Here is a 17,686-nt window from a genome sequence, read left to right as displayed (position 1 = left end):
TGTCCGGCTCCGCCGCGACCCGCGGTGGAACTACTTGAGGATCTTGGTGACGCGACCCGAGCCGACCGTCCGGCCACCCTCACGGATGGCGAACTTGAGGCCCTCTTCCATGGCGATGGGCTGGATCATCTCGACCCGCATCTCGGTGTTGTCACCGGGCATCACCATCTCGGTGCCCTCGGGCAGGTGGACCACGCCGGTGACGTCCGTCGTCCGGAAGTAGAACTGGGGACGGTAGTTGTCGTAGAACGGCGTGTGCCGGCCACCCTCGTCCTTGGACAGGATGTAGACGGTGGCCTCGAACTCGGTGTGCGGGGTGATCGAGCCGGGCTTGGCCACGACCTGGCCGCGCTCGACCTCTTCACGCTTGATGCCACGCAGCAGCAGACCGACGTTCTCGCCCGCGCGGGCCTCGTCGAGCAGCTTGCGGAACATCTCGATCCCGGTGACCGTGGTCGACTGCTTGGTCTCCTTGATGCCGAGGATCTCGACGGTCTCGTTGACCTTGACGATGCCACGCTCGACCTTGCCGGTCACCACGGTGCCGCGGCCGGTGATGGTGAAGACGTCCTCGACGGGCATGAGGAACGGCTTGTCGACCTCACGCTGCGGCTCGGGGATGGCCGAGTCCACGGCGTCCATGAGCTCGAGCAGCTTGGCGCTCCACTCCGCGTCGCCCTCGAGCGCCTTCAGCGCCGAGACCCGGACGACGGGCAGGTTGTCGCCGTCGAACTCGTACCCCGACAGCAGCTCCCGGACCTCCATCTCGACGAGCTCGAGGATCTCCTCGTCGTCGACCATGTCGGACTTGTTCAGGGCCACCACGATGTACGGGACGCCGACCTGACGCGCGAGCAGCACGTGCTCCTTGGTCTGCGGCATCGGGCCGTCGGTGGCGGCGACCACCAGGATCGCGCCGTCCATCTGCGCAGCACCGGTGATCATGTTCTTGATGTAGTCGGCGTGCCCGGGGCAGTCGACGTGGGCGTAGTGCCGGGCCTCGGTCTGGTACTCGACGTGCGCGATGGAGATGGTGATACCGCGCTGCCGCTCCTCGGGCGCCTTGTCGATCTGGTCGAACGGCGTGAAGGGGTTCAGGTCCGGGTACTTGTCGTGCAGCACCTTGGTGATCGCCGCGGTGAGCGTCGTCTTGCCGTGGTCGATGTGACCGATGGTGCCGATGTTGACGTGCGGCTTGGTCCGCTCGAACTTCGCCTTCGCCACGGTGGTCCTCCTCTGGACTGTTGATGTCGCCGTCCGGTCGGTACCGGGGAGCGGCCGTTCTGTTGGTGGTGAAACTGACGTGCGGCTGACGTGCGGCGGAGTTACTCGCCACGAACCTTCTTCACGATCTCCTCGGCCACGTTGCGCGGGACCTCGGAGTAGGAGTCGAACTGCATGCTGTAGACGGCGCGCCCCTGGGTCTTGCTGCGCAGGTCGCCGACGTAGCCGAACATCTCCGACAGCGGCACCAGGGCGCGAACCACCTTGGCGCCGGTGACGTCCTCCATGGCCTGGATGTGGCCGCGGCGGGAGTTCAGGTCGCCGATGACGTCACCCATGTACTCCTCGGGGGTGCGCACCTCGACGGCCATCATGGGCTCGAGCAGCACCGGGTCGGCGCGGCGCGCGGCCTCCTTGAAGCCCATCGAACCGGCGATCTTGAATGCCAGCTCGGAGGAGTCCACGTCGTGCGAGGCGCCGTCCGTCAGGATGCCCTTGACCCCGACCATCGGGTAGCCGGCCAACACGCCGTACTGCATGGCGTCCTGGAAGCCGGCATCCACGCTCGGGATGTACTCGCGCGGAACGCGGCCACCGGTGACCTTGTTCTCGAACTCGTACAGCTTGCCGTCCGTGGTCTCCATCGGCTGGATGGTGAACTGGATCTTGGCGTACTGCCCCGACCCACCGGTCTGCTTCTTGTGGGTGTAGGAGTACTTCTCCACCGCCTTGCGGATGGTCTCGCGGTAGGCGACCTGCGGCTTGCCGACGTTGGCCTCGACCTTGAACTCACGGCGCATCCGGTCGACCAGGATGTCGAGGTGCAGCTCGCCCATCCCCTTGATGATGGTCTGGCCGGTCTCCTCGTCGGTGCTCGACCTGGAAGGTCGGGTCCTCTTCGGCGAGCTTCTGGATCGCGACGCCGAGCTTCTCCTGGTCGCCCTTGGTCTTCGGCTCGATGGCCACGTTGATGACCGGCTCGGGGAAGGTCATGGACTCGAGCAGGATCGGGTTCGAGGAATCGCACAGCGTGTCGCCGGTCGTGGTGTCCTTCAGACCGATGACCGCGTAGATGTGCCCGGCGGTGACGCTGTCGACCGGGTTCTCCTTGTTGGCGTGCATCTGGAAGATCTTCCCGATGCGCTCCTTCTTGCCCTTGCTGGCATTGATCACCTGGCCACCGGAGGCGAGGTGGCCCGAGTACACCCGGATGTAGGTGAGCCGGCCGAAGAAGGGGTGGGTCATGATCTTGAACGCCAGCGCCGAGAACGGCTCGGTGGACTCCGGCTTACGGCTGATGACCAGCTCGGGGTCCTTCAGGTCGTGGCCCTCGGTCGGCGGCAGGTCGACCGGGCTGGGCAGGTAGTCGACGACGGCGTCGAGCATCGGCTGCACACCGCGGTTCTTGAACGCCGAACCGCACAGCACCGGGTAGATGTCACCGGCGACGGTGAGCTTGCGGATGGCGCCCTTGATCTCGGCGACGGTGAGCTCCTCGCCACCGAGGTACTTCTCGAGCAGCACCTCGTCCGTCTCGGCGACGGTCTCGACCAGCGTGTGCCGGTACTCCTCGGCCTTGTCCTGCAGGTCGGCCGGGATGGGCTGGATCTCGTACTCGGCGCCGAGGCTGACATCACCCTTGGCGTCGCCGGGCCAGACCAGCGCGCGCATCTCGACGACGTCGACCACACCGACGAACGAGTTCTCGGCACCGATCGGAACCTGCAGCACCAGCGGCTTGGCCCCCAGCCGCTTGATGATGGTGTCGACGGTGAAGAAGAAGTCCGCGCCGAGCTTGTCCATCTTGTTGACGAAGCAGATCCGCGGGACGTCGTACTTGTCGGCCTGACGCCACACCGTCTCGGACTGCGGCTCGACGCCTTCCTTGCCGTCGAACACCGCGACCGCGCCGTCGAGCACCCGCAGGTTGCGCTCCACCTCGACGGTGAAGTCGACGTGCCCGGGGGTGTCGATGATGTTCAGCTGGGTCTCGCCCCAGAAGCAGGTGGTGGCCGCGGAGGTGATGGTGATGCCGCGCTCCTGCTCCTGCTCCATCCAGTCCATGGTGGCCGCGCCGTCGTGGACCTCACCGATCTTGTAGTTGATCCCGGTGTAGAACAGGATCCGCTCGGTGGTGGTGGTCTTGCCGGCGTCGATGTGCGCCATGATCCCGATGTTGCGGACCTTCTTCAGGTCGGTAAGCACCTCGAGTGCCACTGCAGTCAGCCTCTGCTCGTCGTGTCGTGGGCCTCTTGTCGCCACCCATCCGTGGGCGGCGACGTGCGGCAGGTCTGGATCGGTTCGGACGGCGCGCGCCGTCCGGAGCTCACCAGCGGTAGTGGGCGAACGCCTTGTTCGACTCGGCCATCTTGTGCGTGTCCTCGCGACGCTTGACCGCGGCCCCCAGGCCGTTGCTCGCGTCCAGGATCTCGTTCATCAGGCGGTCGGTCATCGTCTTTTCGCGGCGGGCGCGGGAGTACATGATCAGCCAGCGCAGGGCGAGCGTGGTCGCCCGGCCGGCCTTGACCTCGATCGGCACCTGGTAGGTGGCGCCGCCGACCCGGCGGGACTTCACCTCGAGCGTCGGCTTGACGTTGTCCAGTGCGCGCTTGAGCGTGATCACCGGGTCGGTGCCGTTCTTCTCGCGGCAGCCCTCGAGCGCTTGGTAGACGATCCGCTCGGCGGTGGACTTCTTGCCGTCCAGCAGCACCTTGTTGACGAGCTGGCTGACCAGCGGGGACCCGTACACCGGGTCGACGATCAGCGGCCGCTTCGGGGCGGGACCCTTGCGAGGCATTACTTCTTCTCCATCTTCGCGCCGTAGCGGCTGCGCGCCTGCTTACGGTTCTTGACGCCCTGGGTGTCCAGTGAGCCGCGGATGATCTTGTAGCGCACGCCGGGGAGGTCCTTCACCCGGCCGCCGCGCACGAGCACGATCGAGTGCTCCTGGAGGTTGTGACCCACGCCGGGGATGTAGGCGGTGACCTCGATCTGGCTGGTCAGCTTGACGCGGGCGACCTTGCGCAGCGCCGAGTTCGGCTTCTTGGGCGTCGTGGTGTAGACGCGGGTGCACACGCCGCGGCGCTGCGGGCTCCCCTTGAGTGCAGGGGTCTTGGTCTTTCCGACCTTGTCCTCGCGGCCCTTGCGGACCAGCTGCTGGATCGTGGGCACTCACTTCTCCGAATTGTGTCGCAGTGTCGCTTCATCTGGTGGTGGTGCTGGTGAAGCCTGTGTCGCGGAGCCGGGCTACCGACCCCCGCGGTCGGGCGTGTCGCGGGCTCCTGAGGTCCCTCGCGATCGGGTGAGAGGAAACCGGAGGTTCGCAGCTCACCCCTGCCGCAACGGCAGGGCGAGAGTGCCCGGGGAGCCCAGGCACGCCTGCCGAGGTTACCCGTCGGCCGTCTCGAGCGTCAAAACGGCGCCTTTGGTGCTGGTGATCGTGCGTGAGCGCCGCTGGATCGCAGCCCTCCCCCGGCTGTCGGGGTAGGGCTGCGATCCGTTGGCGCTCAAGGGGTTCAACGGGGTTCAGCGCGGTCAGCGGTCGTAGCGACCGAGGTCGAACTCCTCCAGCGGCACCGCAGCGCCACTGCCGACGCCGAAGTGGCCGTAGTCGACCTCTTCGTAGCCGGGCATCGCGTACATCGCCGACCGTGCCTCCTCGGTGGGCTCCACCCGGATGTTGCGGTAGCGGGGCAGGCCCGTACCGGCCGGGATCAGCTTGCCGATGATCACGTTCTCCTTCAGGCCGAGCAACGGGTCGCTCTTTCCGTTGATCGCGGCGTCGGTGAGCACCCGGGTGGTCTCCTGGAAGGAGGCCGCCGAGAGCCACGACTCCGTGGCCAGCGAGGCCTTGGTGATACCGAGCAGATCGGGCCGGCCGGACGCCGGGGTGCCGCTCTCGGCGACCACCCGACGGTTCTCCGCCTCGAACCGGGTGCGCTCGACCATCTCACCCGGCAGCAGCTCGGCGTCGCCCGACTCGATGATCGTGACGCGCTTGAGCATCTGGCGCACGATCACCTCGATGTGCTTGTCGTGGATCGACACGCCCTGGCTGCGGTAGACCTCCTGGACGGCGTCCACCAGGTGGATCTGCACCTGGCGCGGGCCGAGGATGCGCAGCACCTGCTTCGGGTCGACAGCACCGTGGACGAGCTGCTGGCCGACCTCGACATGCTGACCGTCCTCGATCATCAGGCGCGAGCGCTTGCTGACCGGGTAGGCGACCTCCTCGGACCCGTCGTCCGGGGTGACCACCAGCTTGCGTGACCGGTCGGCGTCCTCGATGGTCACCCGGCCGGCGGCCTCCGAGATCGGCGCCATGCCCTTGGGCGTGCGGGCCTCGAACAGCTCGGTGACACGCGGCAGACCCAGGGTGATGTCGTCACCGGCCACACCACCGGTGTGGAAGGTCCGCATCGTCAGCTGGGTGCCGGGCTCACCGATGGACTGGGCGGCGATGATGCCGACCGCCTCGCCGATGTCGACCAGCTTGCCCGCGGCCAGAGAACGGCCGTAGCACATGGCGCAGGTGCCGACCTTGGACTCGCAGGTGAGAACCGAGCGAACCTTGATCGAGCTGACCCCACGAGCGACCAGGTCGTTGATGATCACGTCACCCAGGTCGGTACCGGCCGGGACGATCACCTTTCCGTCCACCTCGACGTCCTGGGCCGACGAGCGCGCGTACACGCTGGTCTCGACGTCGTCGTGGCGGCGCAGGCCATCTGCCGTCTCGACCGCGATCGGCATGACCAGACCGCGCTCGGTGCCGCAATCCTCCTCGCGGATGATCACGTCCTGCGCGACGTCGACCAGGCGCCGGGTGAGGTACCCGGAGTCGGCGGTGCGCAACGCGGTGTCGGCCAGACCCTTACGGGCACCGTGGGTGGAGATGAAGAACTCCAGCACCGTCAGGCCCTCACGGAAGTTGGCCTTGATCGGGCGCGGGATGATCTCACCCTTGGGGTTGGCCACCAGACCGCGCATACCCGCGATCTGACGCATCTGCATCCAGTTACCACGCGCACCCGAGGACACCATCCGGTAGACGGAGTTGTCCTTGGGCAGGTTCGCCTCCATCGCCTTGGCGACCTCGTTGGTGGCCTGGGTCCAGATCTCGATCAGTTCCTGACGACGCTCGTCGTCGGTGATCAGACCGCGCTCGTACTGCGTCTGCACCTTGGCCGCGCGGGTCTCGTACCGGTCGAGGATGGCCTGCTTGCCGGGCGGGGTCACCACGTCGGAGATGGACACCGTGATGCCCGAGCGGGTGGCCCAGTGGAAGCCGGTCTCCTTCAGGGCGTCCAGCGTCGCCGCGACCTGCACCTTCGGGTAGCGCTCGGCGAGGTCGTTCACGATCGCCGAGAGCATCTTCTTGTCGATCTCGCTGTCCACGAAGGCGTAGTCCACCGGCAGCGTCTGGTTGAACAGCGCCCGACCGAGCGTGGTCTTCAGGATCACCGGGTCGCCGACCTGCCACCCCTCAGGCATGGCCGCCTCCGCCGGAGGCACGACGTCGGGGAACCGAATCGTGATCTTGGCCTGGACGTCGAGCTCGCGCGCGTCCAGCGCCATGATCGCCTCGGCGACCGAGCTGAAGGCCCGGCCCTCGCCGATGGCACCCTCCTTGATCAGCGTCAGGTGGTACAGGCCGATGATCATGTCCTGGGTGGGCATGGTCACCGGACGACCGTCGGCCGGCTTGAGGATGTTGTTGCTGGACAGCATCAGGATGCGGGCCTCGGCCTGGGCCTCGGCCGACAGCGGCAGGTGCACCGCCATCTGGTCGCCGTCGAAGTCGGCGTTGAACGCGGTGCACACCAGCGGGTGGATCTGGATGGCCTTGCCCTCGACCAGCTGCGGCTCGAAGGCCTGGATCCCGAGGCGGTGCAGCGTCGGTGCGCGGTTGAGCAGCACCGGGTGCTCGGAGATGACCTCTTCGAGCACGTCCCACACCACGGGGCGGGCGCGCTCGACCATGCGCTTGGCACTCTTGATGTTCTGCGCGTGGTTGAGATCGACCAGCCGCTTCATGACGAACGGCTTGAACAGCTCGAGCGCCATCTGCTTGGGCAGGCCGCACTGGTGCAGCTTGAGCTGCGGGCCGACGACGATGACCGAACGGCCGGAGTAGTCGACGCGCTTGCCGAGCAGGTTCTGGCGGAACCGGCCCTGCTTGCCCTTGAGCATGTCCGACAGCGACTTCAGCGGACGGTTGCCCGGACCGGTCACCGGCCGGCCGCGGCGGCCGTTGTCGAACAGCGCGTCGACGGCCTCCTGCAGCATCCGCTTCTCGTTGTTGACGATGATCTCCGGCGCGCCCAGGTCGAGCAGCCGCTTGAGCCGGTTGTTCCGGTTGATCACCCGGCGGTAGAGGTCGTTCAGGTCGGACGTCGCGAAGCGGCCACCGTCGAGCTGCACCATCGGGCGCAGGTCCGGCGGGATCACCGGGACGCAGTCGAGCACCATGCCGTTGGGCGAGTTACGGGTGGTCAGGAACGCCGAGACCACCTTGAGTCGCTTCAGGGCGCGGGTCTTGCGCTGGCCCTTGCCGGTGCGGATGGTCTCGCGCAGGCTGGCCGCCTCGGCCTCGAGGTCGAAGGACTCGAGCCGCTTCTGGATCGCGGCCGCCCCCATGCCACCCTCGAAGTACATGCCGAACCGCTCACGCATCTCGCGGTAGAGCAGCTCGTCGCCCTCGAGGTCCTGGACCTTGAGGTTCTTGAACCGGTCCCAGACCTGCTGCACCCGGTCGATCTCGGCGTCGGCCCGCTTGCGCAGCTGCGCCATCTCGCGCTCGGCCGACTCCTTGACCTTGCGCCGGACGTCGCCCTTGGCGCCTTCGGCCTCGAGCTCGGCCAGGTCGCCCTCGAGCCGCTTGGCGCGCGAGTCGATGTCGGAGTCGCGGCGGTTCTCGATCTCCTTCTTCTCCACCTCGATCTGCGCCTCCATGGAGGGCAGGTCGCGGTGGCGGGCCTCGTCGTCCACCCAGGTGATCATGTAGGCGGCGAAGTAGATGACCTTCTCCAGGTCCTTCGGCGCCAGGTCGAGCAGGTAGCCGAGCCGGCTCGGCACGCCCTTGAAGTACCAGATGTGCGTGACCGGGGCGGCCAGCTCGATGTGCCCCATGCGCTCACGGCGCACCTTGGCGCGAGTCACCTCGACGCCGCAGCGCTCACAGATGATGCCCTTGAAGCGCACCCGCTTGTACTTGCCGCAGTAGCACTCCCAGTCCCGGGTGGGGCCGAAGATCTTCTCGCAGAAGAGCCCGTCCTTCTCCGGCTTGAGGGTGCGGTAGTTGATGGTCTCGGGCTTCTTCACCTCACCGTGCGACCACTGACGGATGTCGTCCGCGGTCGCCAGGCCGATACGCAGCTCGTCGAAGAAGTTCACGTCCAGCAAGACGCTTCCTGCTTTCTCTTCAGTGCCGATGACTGGATGACGGAGAGAGGGGTCAGACCTCTTCAACCGAGCTGGGCTCGCGGCGGGACAGGTCGATGCCCAGCTCCTCCGCAGCCCGGAAGACGTCCTCGTCGGTGTCGCGCATCTCGATCGACATGCCGTCGCTGGACAGCACCTCGACGTTGAGGCAGAGGGACTGCATCTCCTTGATGAGCACCTTGAACGACTCGGGGATGCCCGGCTCGGGGATGTTCTCGCCCTTGACGATCGCCTCGTAGACCTTGACCCGGCCGACCACGTCGTCCGACTTGATGGTCAGCAGTTCCTGCAGCGCGTAGGAGGCGCCGTAGGCCTCGAGAGCCCACACCTCCATCTCGCCGAACCGCTGACCGCCGAACTGCGCCTTACCACCGAGCGGCTGCTGGGTGATCATCGAGTACGGGCCGGTCGAGCGAGCGTGGATCTTGTCATCCACCAGGTGGTGCAGCTTGAGGATGTACATGTAGCCCACGGACACCGGCATCGGGAACGGCTCACCGGTGCGGCCGTCGAACAACCGCGCCTTGCCGGTGCCGTCGACCAACCGGACCCCGTCACGGGTCTTGCGGCTGGAGTCGAGCAGGCCGACGATCTCCTCCTCCTCCACGCCGTCGAAGACCGGCGAGGCCACCCGGGTCCCGGGAGGGGCCTCGAGCATCTCGGCGGGCATGCCCTCGGACCAGGACGGCGAGCCCTCGACCTTCCAGCCCCGGCTGGCCACCCAGCCGAGGTGGGTCTCGAGAACCTGGCCGACGTTCATCCGGCTCGGCACCCCGAGCGGGTTGAGGACGACGTCCACCGCGGTGCCGTCCTCGAGGAACGGCATGTCCTCGACGGGCAGGATCTTGGAGATGACGCCCTTGTTGCCGTGGCGACCGGCGAGCTTGTCGCCGTCCGTGATCTTGCGCTTCTGGGCGACGTAGACCCGCACCAACTGGTTCACGCCGGGGGGCAGCTCGTCGCCCTCGTCGCGGTCGAAGACCTTGACGCCGATGACCGTGCCCGACTCGCCGTGCGGCACCTTCAGCGAGGTGTCGCGCACCTCGCGCGCCTTCTCACCGAAGATCGCGCGCAGCAACCGCTCCTCCGGGGTCAGCTCGGTCTCACCCTTCGGGGTGACCTTGCCGACCAGGATGTCGCCGGTGACGACCTCGGCACCGATGCGGATGATGCCCCGCTCGTCGAGGTCGGCCAGCACCTCCTCGGCGACGTTCGGGATGTCGCGGGTGATCTCCTCCGGGCCCAGCTTGGTGTCGCGGGCGTCGACCTCGTGCTCCTCGATGTGGATCGAGGAGAGGACGTCGTCCTGCACCAGACGCTGGGAGAGGATGATCGCGTCCTCGTAGTTGTGGCCCTCCCACGACATGAACGCGACCAGCAGGTTCTTGCCGAGTGCCATCTCGCCCTTGTCGGTCGAGGGACCGTCGGCGAGCGGCGTACCGATCTCGACCCGCATGCCCTCGTCGACCAGCACACGCTGGTTGTAGGAGGTGCCCTGGTTCGAGCGGCGGAACTTGGCGATGCGGTAGGTCGAGTGGGTGCCGTCGTCGTTCATCACGCTGACGGCGTCCGCGGAGACCTCGCTGACCACACCGGGCAGGGTGGCGACCACGACGTCACCGGCGTCGACGGCGGCACGGAACTCCATGCCGGTCCCGACCAGTGGGGCCTCGGCCATCACCAGCGGAACCGCCTGGCGCTGCATGTTGGAGCCCATCAGCGCACGGTTGGCGTCGTCGTGCTCCAGGAAGGGGATCATCGCGGTGGCGACGGACACCATCTGGCGCGCTGCGACGTCCATGTAGTCGACGTCGACGGCGGGCACGTACTCGACCTCGCCGCCCTTGGCGCGCACCAGCACGCGCTCCTCGGCGAACCGCCCGTCAGCTCCCAGCGGCGCGTTGGCCTGGGCGATGACGTGCTCGTCCTCCTCGTCGGCGGTCAGGTAGGCCACCTCGTCGGTGACCAGGTCGCCGTCGACGCGGCGGTACGGGGTCTCGACGAAGCCGAACGGGTTGATCCGCGCGTAGCTGGCCAACGAACCGATCAGGCCGATGTTCGGGCCTTCCGGGGTTTCGATGGGGCACATCCGGCCGTAGTGCGAGGTGTGCACGTCGCGCACCTCGAAGCCGGCGCGCTCGCGGGACAGACCACCCGGACCCAGCGCCGACAGGCGGCGCTTGTGGGTCAGACCCGCCAACGGGTTGGTCTGGTCCATGAACTGCGACAGCTGGCTGGTGCCGAAGAACTCCTTGATGGAGGCGACGACGGGCCGGATGTTGATCAGGGTCTGCGGCGTGATCGCCTCGACGTCCTGGGTGGTCATGCGCTCGCGGACGACGCGCTCCATGCGCGACAGACCGGTGCGGACCTGGTTCTGGATCAGCTCGCCGACCGTGCGCAGTCGCCGGTTGCCGAAGTGGTCGATGTCGTCGACCTCGACCCGGATGTCGACGCTCTCGCCGCCACGGGTACCCGGCATGGTGGTGCTGCCGGCGTGCAGCGAGACCAGGAAGCGGATCGTCTTGACGACGTCCTCGAGGGTCAGCGTGCCGGCCGACAGCGGCTGCTCCAGCCCCAGCTTCTTGTTGATCTTGTAGCGACCGACCTTGGCCAGGTCGTACCGCTTGGGGTTGAAGTAGAGGTTGTCGAGCAGGTTCTGCGCGGCCTCACGCGTCGGCGGCTCGCCCGGGCGCAGCTTGCGGTAGATGTCGAGCAGCGCCTCGTCGGTGCCGGCGGTGTGGTCCTTCTCGAGCGTGGCGCGCATCGACTCGACGTCGCCGAACTCCTCGAGGATCTGCGCCTCGGACCAGCCGAGCGCCTTGAGCAGCACGGTGACCGACTGCTTGCGCTTGCGGTCGATGCGGACGCCGACCATGTCGCGCTTGTCGATCTCGAACTCGAGCCAGGCGCCCCGCGACGGAATGATCTTGGTGGTGTAGACGTCCTTGTCGGAGGTCTTGTCGGCGGTGCGCTCGAAGTAGACACCCGGGGAGCGGACCAGCTGCGAGACGACGACACGCTCGGTGCCGTTGATCACGAACGTGCCGCGATCGGTCATCAGCGGGAAGTCACCCATGAACACCGTCTGGCTCTTGATCTCGCCAGTGGTGGTGTTCATGAACTCGGCCGTCACGAAGAGCGGGGCCGAGTAGGTCATGTCCCGCTCCTTGCACTCGTCGATCGAGTACTTGGGCGGCTCGAACCGGTGGTCCCGGAACGACAACGACATCGACCCGGAGTAGTCCTCGATCGGGGAGATCTCCTCGAAGATCTCCTCCAGACCCGAGGTACTCGGGACGTCCTGCCGGCCCTGCTCGAGGGCGGCGGCGACGCGGTCCTGCCATTTGGCATTGCCGAGAAGCCAATCGAAGCTCTCGGTCTGCAGCGCGAGGAGGTTCGGGACCTCCAGCGGCTCGCGGATCTTTGCGAAGGAGATACGGCCTGAGGCCGTGCGGACGGAGGAAAGCGACGCTGTGCGCGAGGCGGCCAAGAGGGGTCCTTCCACGGGCCTGCGAACGTTACCGGCGCACGCCTGACGCCCCGAGGCAAATCCACGGGTCGTCAATGGTGAGCGCAAAAAGGCAGGGTAGCCCGCTTCAGGATCGTTGTCCAAACGGCGCTATCAGATGACCACCGGGCCCGCACCTCGCCGCGCCGAAACCCGCGGATCGGATCCCCGATGGCCACGCTGAGACTCTCGCGCGCTCACCAGACCCTTCGAGCATGGCTCTGCACCCGGGCTCCGTCAAGATGTTCACCCCATCCAGATGCACGTGACCTGCATCAACAGCGGATGAATCACGCATCCCTGACATCCCGGCGGGCACACAGAAGGGGCGGTCCGAACCCTGGAACAGGGTCCGAACCGCCCCTTCGGCGTGATCAGAGCGAGATCAGAGCGAGATCAGAGCGAGTCACTTGACCGAGACGGTGGCGCCGGCGCCCTCGAGGGCAGCCTTGGCCTTCTCGGCGGCTTCCTTGGTGACCTTCTCCAGGACGGGCTTGGGGGCGCTGTCCACGAGATCCTTGGCCTCCTTCAGGCCGAGCGAGGACACCAGGGCGCGCACCTCCTTGATGACCTGGATCTTCTTGTCACCGGCAGCCTCGAGGACGACGTCGAACTCGTCCTTCTCCTCGGCGGCCTCGGCGCCACCCGCGCCACCGCCGGCGGCGGGGGCAGCGGCCACGGCCACGGGGGCGGCGGCGGAGACCTCGAAGGTGTCCTCGAACTTCTTCACGAACTCGCTCAGCTCGATCAGCGTCATCTCCTTGAACGCGTCGAGCAGGTCGTCGGTGCTGAGCTTCGCCATGGTTGGCGTGTCCTTCCGTTGTCGATCACGCGGCTGGGGCGATCCCGCCCGCGTTGTGGGTGGGCGGGGCGATCAGCCCTCTGTGGTCTCCGCTGCAGCCTGGGCGGGCTCGGCCTGGTCGGCCGGCACGTCGTCCGCAGCAGCGGCTGGTGCGCTCTCTGCCTGCTTCTGGCGCAGGGCGTCCAGCACACGGGCAGCCTGCGACAGGGGGGCGTTGAACAGGTAGACGGCCTGGGTGAGCGAGGCCTTCATCGCGCCGGCCAGCTTGGCCAGCAGTACCTCGCGGGACTCCAGGTCGGCCAACGTGCGCACGTCGTCGGCCGTCAGTGCCCGGCCGTCGAGAAGCCCACCCTTGATCACCAGGGCGGGGTTGGTCTTGGCGAAGTCACGCAGCCCCTTGGCCGCCTCCACCGGGTCACCGGTGACGAAGGCGACGGCCGTCGGGCCGGCGAGCTGCCCGTCGAAGGCAGAGACTCCCGCCTCCTTGGCCGCGATGGCGGTGAGCGTGTTCTTCACCACGGTGTACGTGGCGTGGCCGCCGATGCTCTTGCGGAGCTGGCTGAGCTGCGCCACGGACAGCCCGCGGTACTCGGTCAGCACGGCGGCGTTGGAGGCACGGAACCTCTCCGTGATCTCGGCCACCGTTGCGGCCTTGTCGGGCCTGGCCATGGCACTCCTTCCAGGATGTGCCGGTCGATCCCGTCCGAGAAACACGAACGCCCCGGCGCAGGGGCGCACGGGGCGTCAGGGCGGTGCGCACCTTCACGGACGCACACTGAGCCCATCGACTCGTTCACACCTGCGCAGGTCGCCCGCCTCGGCGGGACCTTCGATCACCCCGGGTTGGGGCAATGACCGGCGGTCTTCGGCACCCACCAGAGTAGGTGCCCGCGCGCCGTCCGACAAAATCGAACCCGCTCATGCTCCGCGGGTGACCGCCCATGCTCCGTGGGTGGACTGATTTCGGCCCGCTGAGGCCAAAGACTCGGTCACCCGCGGAGCATGGGCGGGTTGGGTTGGAGTGTCACGAGCCGTCGGGCGCTCGGCGACGACGATGCCCGGCGTCGCGTCGCGGGGAGCGCCCGGGCATCCCACCGCGGCCGGCGCCGAGCAGGCTCTGACCACCAAGGGCGAGACGGTCTCGGACGCCGCGGCGCGCCGTCCGACGTCGACATCGGTCGCACGTGTCCGCTCGCAAACAGCTCATGCTCCGCGGGTGACCGAGTCTCGGCCCTCGAGGGGCCGAAATCGGTGCACCCACGGAGCATGAGCGGTCACCCGCGGAGCATGAGCGGGTTTGGGGCTGGGTTTTGAGGCTGGGTTTGGTCAGGCGTCAGCGGAGGGGTCGTCGGAGTCCAGGCCGCGGGTCTTGTTGACGTCGACCGGGATGCCGGGGCCCATCGTGGTGGCGATGGTGCCCTTCTGCAGGTAGCGACCCTTGGCGGCCGACGGCTTGAGCCGCAGCACCTCGTCGAGCGCAGCGGCGTAGTTCTGCACCAGCGCGGTGTCGCTGAACGAGGACTTGCCGATGATGAAGTGCAGGTTGGCGTGCTTGTCGACCCGGAACTCGATCTTGCCGCCCTTGATCTCCTCGACGGCCTTGGCGACGTCCATGGTCACGGTGCCGGTCTTGGGGTTGGGCATCAGGCCACGCGGGCCGAGGATCTTACCCAGGCGGCCCACCTTGCCCATCAGGTCGGGGGTGGCGACCACGGAGTCGAAGTCGAGCCACCCGCCCTGGATCTTCTCCAGCAGGTCGTCGGACCCGACGTAGTCGGCGCCGGCCGCCTCGGCCTGCGCGGCACGCTCACCGGTGGCGAAGACCAGGACCCGGGCGGTCTTGCCGGTGCCGTGCGGCAGGTTGACGGTGCCGCGCACCATCTGGTCGGCCTTGCGGGGGTCGACCCCGAGACGGAAGGCGACCTCGACGGTGGCGTCGTACTTCGTGGTGGACGTCGCCTTCGCGAGGCGGACGGCCTCGAGCGGGGCGTAGAGCTTGTCGCGGTCGATCTTCTCGGCCGCGGAACGGTAGGCCTTGCTGCGCTTCATGGTGCTGCTCCCTCTCGGAGTCGTGGTCTGCGGGCCGCGCTCGGCCCTGCCACTGGGTATGGATGGAACGATGAAACGAGGGTGAGCGAACTCAGCCCTCGACGGTGATTCCCATCGATCGAGCGGTGCCGGCGATGATCTTCGCGGCCTGCTCGACGTCGTGGGCGTTGAGGTCCTCGAGCTTGGTCTGAGCGATCTCACGGACCTGCGCCTGGGTCAGCTTGCCGACCTTCTTGGTGTGCGGCTCGCCCGAACCCTTGGCCACACCGGCGGCCTTCTTGATCAGCTCGGAGGCCGGCGGGGTCTTGGTGATGAAGGTGAAGGAGCGGTCTTCGTAGACCGTGATCTCCACCGGGATGACCTGGCCACGCTGCGCCTCGGTCTTGGCGTTGTACTGCTTGCAGAACTCCATGATGTTGACGCCGTGCTGGCCCAGCGCGGGGCCGATCGGCGGCGCCGGCGTGGCTGCACCGGCATTGATCTGCAGCTTGATGTAGCCGGCGATCTTCTTCTTGGGGGGCATGGTTCTCCGGGTCCTTACGTGAACGGGACGATCTGGGCAGGTCAGCTCAGATCTTGGCCACCTGGTTGAACGACAGCTCGACCGGGGTCTCCCGGCCGAAGATCGAGACCAGCACCTTGAGCTTCTGTGCGTCCGGGTTGATCTCGGAGATGGTGGCCGGGAGGGTCTCGAACGGACCCTCCATGACGGTGACCGATTCGCCGACCTCGAAGTCGACGACCTTGACCTCGGCCTTGGTCGGCTTGGTGACGCCGTCCAGCTTCTGCAGCGTGGGCGCCAACATCGAGAAGACCTCGTCGAGACTCAGCGGCACCGGCTGGTGCGTGTGCCCGACGAAGCCGGTGACCCCGGGGGTGTGCCGGACGGCGCCCCACGACTCATCGGTCAGGTCGATGCGCACCAGCACGTACCCGGGGATGCGGACCCGACGCACCAGCTTGCGCTGGCCGTTCTTGATCTCGGTGACCTCTTCCATGGGCACCTCGACCTGGAAGATGTAGTCCTCCATGTTGAGGCTGGTGATCCGGTTCTCCAGGTTGGCCTTCACCCGGTTCTCGTACCCGGCGTAGGAGTGGATCACGTACCAGTCGCCGGGCAGGCTGCGCAGCTCGCTGCGGAACGCCGTGGCCGGGTCGACCTCTTCCTCGGCAACCTCGGCAACCTCGGCGGCCTCGGCAACCTCGTCGGCCGCTGCGGTCACGTCGGCCTCGTCGGTGACGTCCACCTCGCCGACCTCGGCCTCGGCCGGCGCCGCGGCAGCTGCCTCGGTCTCGTCCTCGGCGCCTGCCACGGCCACGTCGGCAGACAGGTCGGAGTCGATCTGCTCGTCTTCGACCTCGGGGTACTGCGACTTCTGCTCGGACACGCTCTTCCCTACTCCTCGAGATATTGCTCGGCCGACCGGCACCGGGTGAGACCCCGACTCGGCGCCACCGGGGCGGAACTCAGTCGCTGAAGACCCACAACACGAGCTTGCCCATCCCGAAGTCGATCGCGGAGACGAAAGCCATCACCGCGATCACGAAGATCAGGACAACCCAGGTGTAGGTCAGCAGCTCGTTGCGGGTGGGCCGCACGACCTTCTTCAGCTCGGCGACGACCTGGCGCAGGAACAACCGCAACCCGCCCTTGCGTCGAGGCGTGGGAGCGGATTCCGTGCTGCTTCTGGTACTGGTCGTCACGATCTCACCCGGTCTGGAGACGGTTGCTGTCGGTCCGACGTGCCCACGGTGCGGGTACGCCGTCCCTTCGCGGCCAGGCCACGAAGATGGATCGCAGGGCAGGAGGGACTCGAACCCCCAACCGCCGGTTTTGGAGACCGGAGCGCTGCCAGTTGCGCCACTGCCCTGTGCGGCTGCTCCCCCGCCCTACCGAGCCATCTCGCAGACCCGATCGGGCCGTACGAGGCAGGCGTCAGTATGGCGGTTCGCAACCACCGCGATGGAGTGTACGCGTGCCGAGACGGTGGGTCGAACCGGTAACCGGGCGACCACTGATCGCGGCGGACTGCGCTGGACTCTGGCGGACTGCGGCGGACCCTGTCCGACTGTGCCAGCATCGCCCGATGCGATTCACGGCTCTGCCCGCCCCTCTGCCCCGCGGCGTCCGGTCGGCACGCCCTCAGGACTACGACCGGATCGCGCCGCTGCTCGACGCCTGGTGGGGTCGCCCGATCCTGGAGGCGCTCCCCCGGCTGTTCCTCGACCACTTCCACGCCAGCAGTCTGGTCGCCGAGCATCCGGACGGCGCGCTGCGCGGCTTCCTGATCGGATTCGCCTCGCCGTCCCAGCCGGCCGAGGCCTATATCCACTTCGTGGGCATCGCGCCGTCCGAGCGCGGCAGCGGGCTGGGGCGAGTCCTCTACGAGACCTTCTTCGAGGCGGCCCGGACGGCGGGCCGCACCATGGTCAGTGCAGTCACCTCACCGGTCAACACACCGTCGATCGCCTTCCACGCCGCTCTGGGGTTCGAGGTGAGTTCCCCGGTGGCCGGCTACAACGGTCCCGGCCACGACCTGGTGACCTTTCGCCGCCGGCTGTGATCATCGCCCGGTGGACGAGGCCGTCCACCGACCGGTGGACGGCACGACCGCCCGCCGGTTGATGCCCCGCAGGTCGGTCTGCGTGAGACTCGA

At 67.4% G+C, this 17,686-nt stretch carries 12 protein-coding genes, 1 tRNA gene and 1 pseudogene; 1 reads left to right on the top strand and 13 read right to left on the bottom strand.

The features are described from left to right. Positions 1–30 precede the first annotated feature (30 nt). The 13 genes and pseudogenes from tuf to IPK24_10115 all read right to left on the bottom strand — a co-directional run bounded on the left by tuf (position 31) and on the right by IPK24_10115 (position 16,900). Positions 31–1,224 carry an elongation factor Tu gene (gene tuf, locus IPK24_10175; protein MBK8075915.1) on the bottom strand — a complete coding sequence of 398 codons (1,194 nt, stop codon included), beginning with the start codon at positions 1,222–1,224 and terminating at the stop codon, positions 31–33. Positions 1,225–1,325: 101 nt separating this feature from the next. Beyond that, positions 1,326–3,441: pseudogene (fusA, locus tag IPK24_10170) on the bottom strand (elongation factor G). Positions 3,442–3,550: 109 nt separating this feature from the next. Beyond that, positions 3,551–4,021, bottom strand: a complete 471-nt coding sequence (gene rpsG / locus IPK24_10165) for a 30S ribosomal protein S7 (GenBank protein ID MBK8075914.1) — start codon at positions 4,019–4,021, stop codon at positions 3,551–3,553. Continuing rightward, the gene (locus tag IPK24_10160; protein MBK8075913.1) at positions 4,021–4,395 is read right to left on the bottom strand and encodes a 30S ribosomal protein S12; all 375 of its coding nucleotides are present in this window, start codon (positions 4,393–4,395) and stop codon (positions 4,021–4,023) included. The genes rpsG and IPK24_10160 overlap by 1 nt, the downstream gene beginning before the upstream one ends. A gap of 363 nt (positions 4,396–4,758) precedes the next feature. After that, positions 4,759–8,628, bottom strand: a complete 3,870-nt coding sequence (locus IPK24_10155; protein ID MBK8075912.1) for a DNA-directed RNA polymerase subunit beta' — start codon at positions 8,626–8,628, stop codon at positions 4,759–4,761. A gap of 52 nt (positions 8,629–8,680) precedes the next feature. Further along, on the bottom strand, positions 8,681–12,160 hold the full coding sequence (rpoB, locus tag IPK24_10150) for a DNA-directed RNA polymerase subunit beta (GenBank protein ID MBK8075911.1): 3,480 nt from the start codon (positions 12,158–12,160) through the stop codon (positions 8,681–8,683). Positions 12,161–12,584: 424 nt separating this feature from the next. Beyond that, entirely contained in the window at positions 12,585–12,980 is a 396-nt protein-coding gene (gene rplL, locus IPK24_10145) for a 50S ribosomal protein L7/L12 (GenBank protein ID MBK8075910.1), read from the bottom strand. 72 nt (positions 12,981–13,052) lie between these two features. After that, positions 13,053–13,649 (bottom strand): 50S ribosomal protein L10, encoded by a 597-nt coding sequence (gene rplJ, locus IPK24_10140; protein ID MBK8075909.1) that lies wholly within the window; start codon positions 13,647–13,649, stop codon positions 13,053–13,055. A gap of 657 nt (positions 13,650–14,306) precedes the next feature. After that, positions 14,307–15,029, bottom strand: coding sequence for a 50S ribosomal protein L1 (rplA, locus tag IPK24_10135; protein MBK8075908.1), 723 nt, complete (start codon positions 15,027–15,029; stop codon positions 14,307–14,309). A gap of 91 nt (positions 15,030–15,120) precedes the next feature. Continuing rightward, entirely contained in the window at positions 15,121–15,552 is a 432-nt protein-coding gene (rplK, locus tag IPK24_10130) for a 50S ribosomal protein L11 (protein MBK8075907.1), read from the bottom strand. A gap of 46 nt (positions 15,553–15,598) precedes the next feature. Then, entirely contained in the window at positions 15,599–16,372 is a 774-nt protein-coding gene (gene nusG / locus IPK24_10125; protein ID MBK8075906.1) for a transcription termination/antitermination protein NusG, read from the bottom strand. A gap of 124 nt (positions 16,373–16,496) precedes the next feature. Then, positions 16,497–16,736 (bottom strand): preprotein translocase subunit SecE, encoded by a 240-nt coding sequence (secE, locus tag IPK24_10120; GenBank protein MBK8075905.1) that lies wholly within the window; start codon positions 16,734–16,736, stop codon positions 16,497–16,499. A gap of 91 nt (positions 16,737–16,827) precedes the next feature. Next, positions 16,828–16,900 (bottom strand) — tRNA-Trp (locus IPK24_10115). A gap of 216 nt (positions 16,901–17,116) precedes the next feature. Here IPK24_10115 and IPK24_10110 point away from each other — a divergent pair. Then, a complete protein-coding gene (locus tag IPK24_10110) occupies positions 17,117–17,593 on the top strand; it encodes a GNAT family N-acetyltransferase (GenBank protein ID MBK8075904.1) in 477 nt (158 codons plus the stop codon). Positions 17,594–17,686: the final 93 nt, after the last annotated feature.

Source organism: Kineosporiaceae bacterium, assembly GCA_016713225.1.
In the GTDB taxonomy this organism is placed as follows: Bacteria; Actinomycetota; Actinomycetes; order Actinomycetales; family Kineosporiaceae; genus JADJPO01.
Note: the sequence above shows the minus strand (reverse complement) of the source record. Positions and strands in the feature narration are given on the sequence as shown.

Bases quoted from the DNA above. Each gene is read 5' to 3' on its own strand.
- rpsG (MBK8075914.1), bottom strand. From the start codon at position 4,021: ATGCCTCGCAAGGGTCCCGCCCCGAAGCGGCCGCTGATCGTCGACCCG.
- rplL (MBK8075910.1), bottom strand. From the start codon at position 12,980: ATGGCGAAGCTCAGCACCGACGACCTGCTCGACGCGTTCAAGGAGATG.
- rplJ (MBK8075909.1), bottom strand. From the start codon at position 13,649: ATGGCCAGGCCCGACAAGGCCGCAACGGTGGCCGAGATCACGGAGAGG.
- rplA (MBK8075908.1), bottom strand. From the start codon at position 15,029: ATGAAGCGCAGCAAGGCCTACCGTTCCGCGGCCGAGAAGATCGACCGC.
- rplK (MBK8075907.1), bottom strand. From the start codon at position 15,552: ATGCCCCCCAAGAAGAAGATCGCCGGCTACATCAAGCTGCAGATCAAT.
- IPK24_10110 (MBK8075904.1), top strand. From the start codon at position 17,117: ATGCGATTCACGGCTCTGCCCGCCCCTCTGCCCCGCGGCGTCCGGTCG.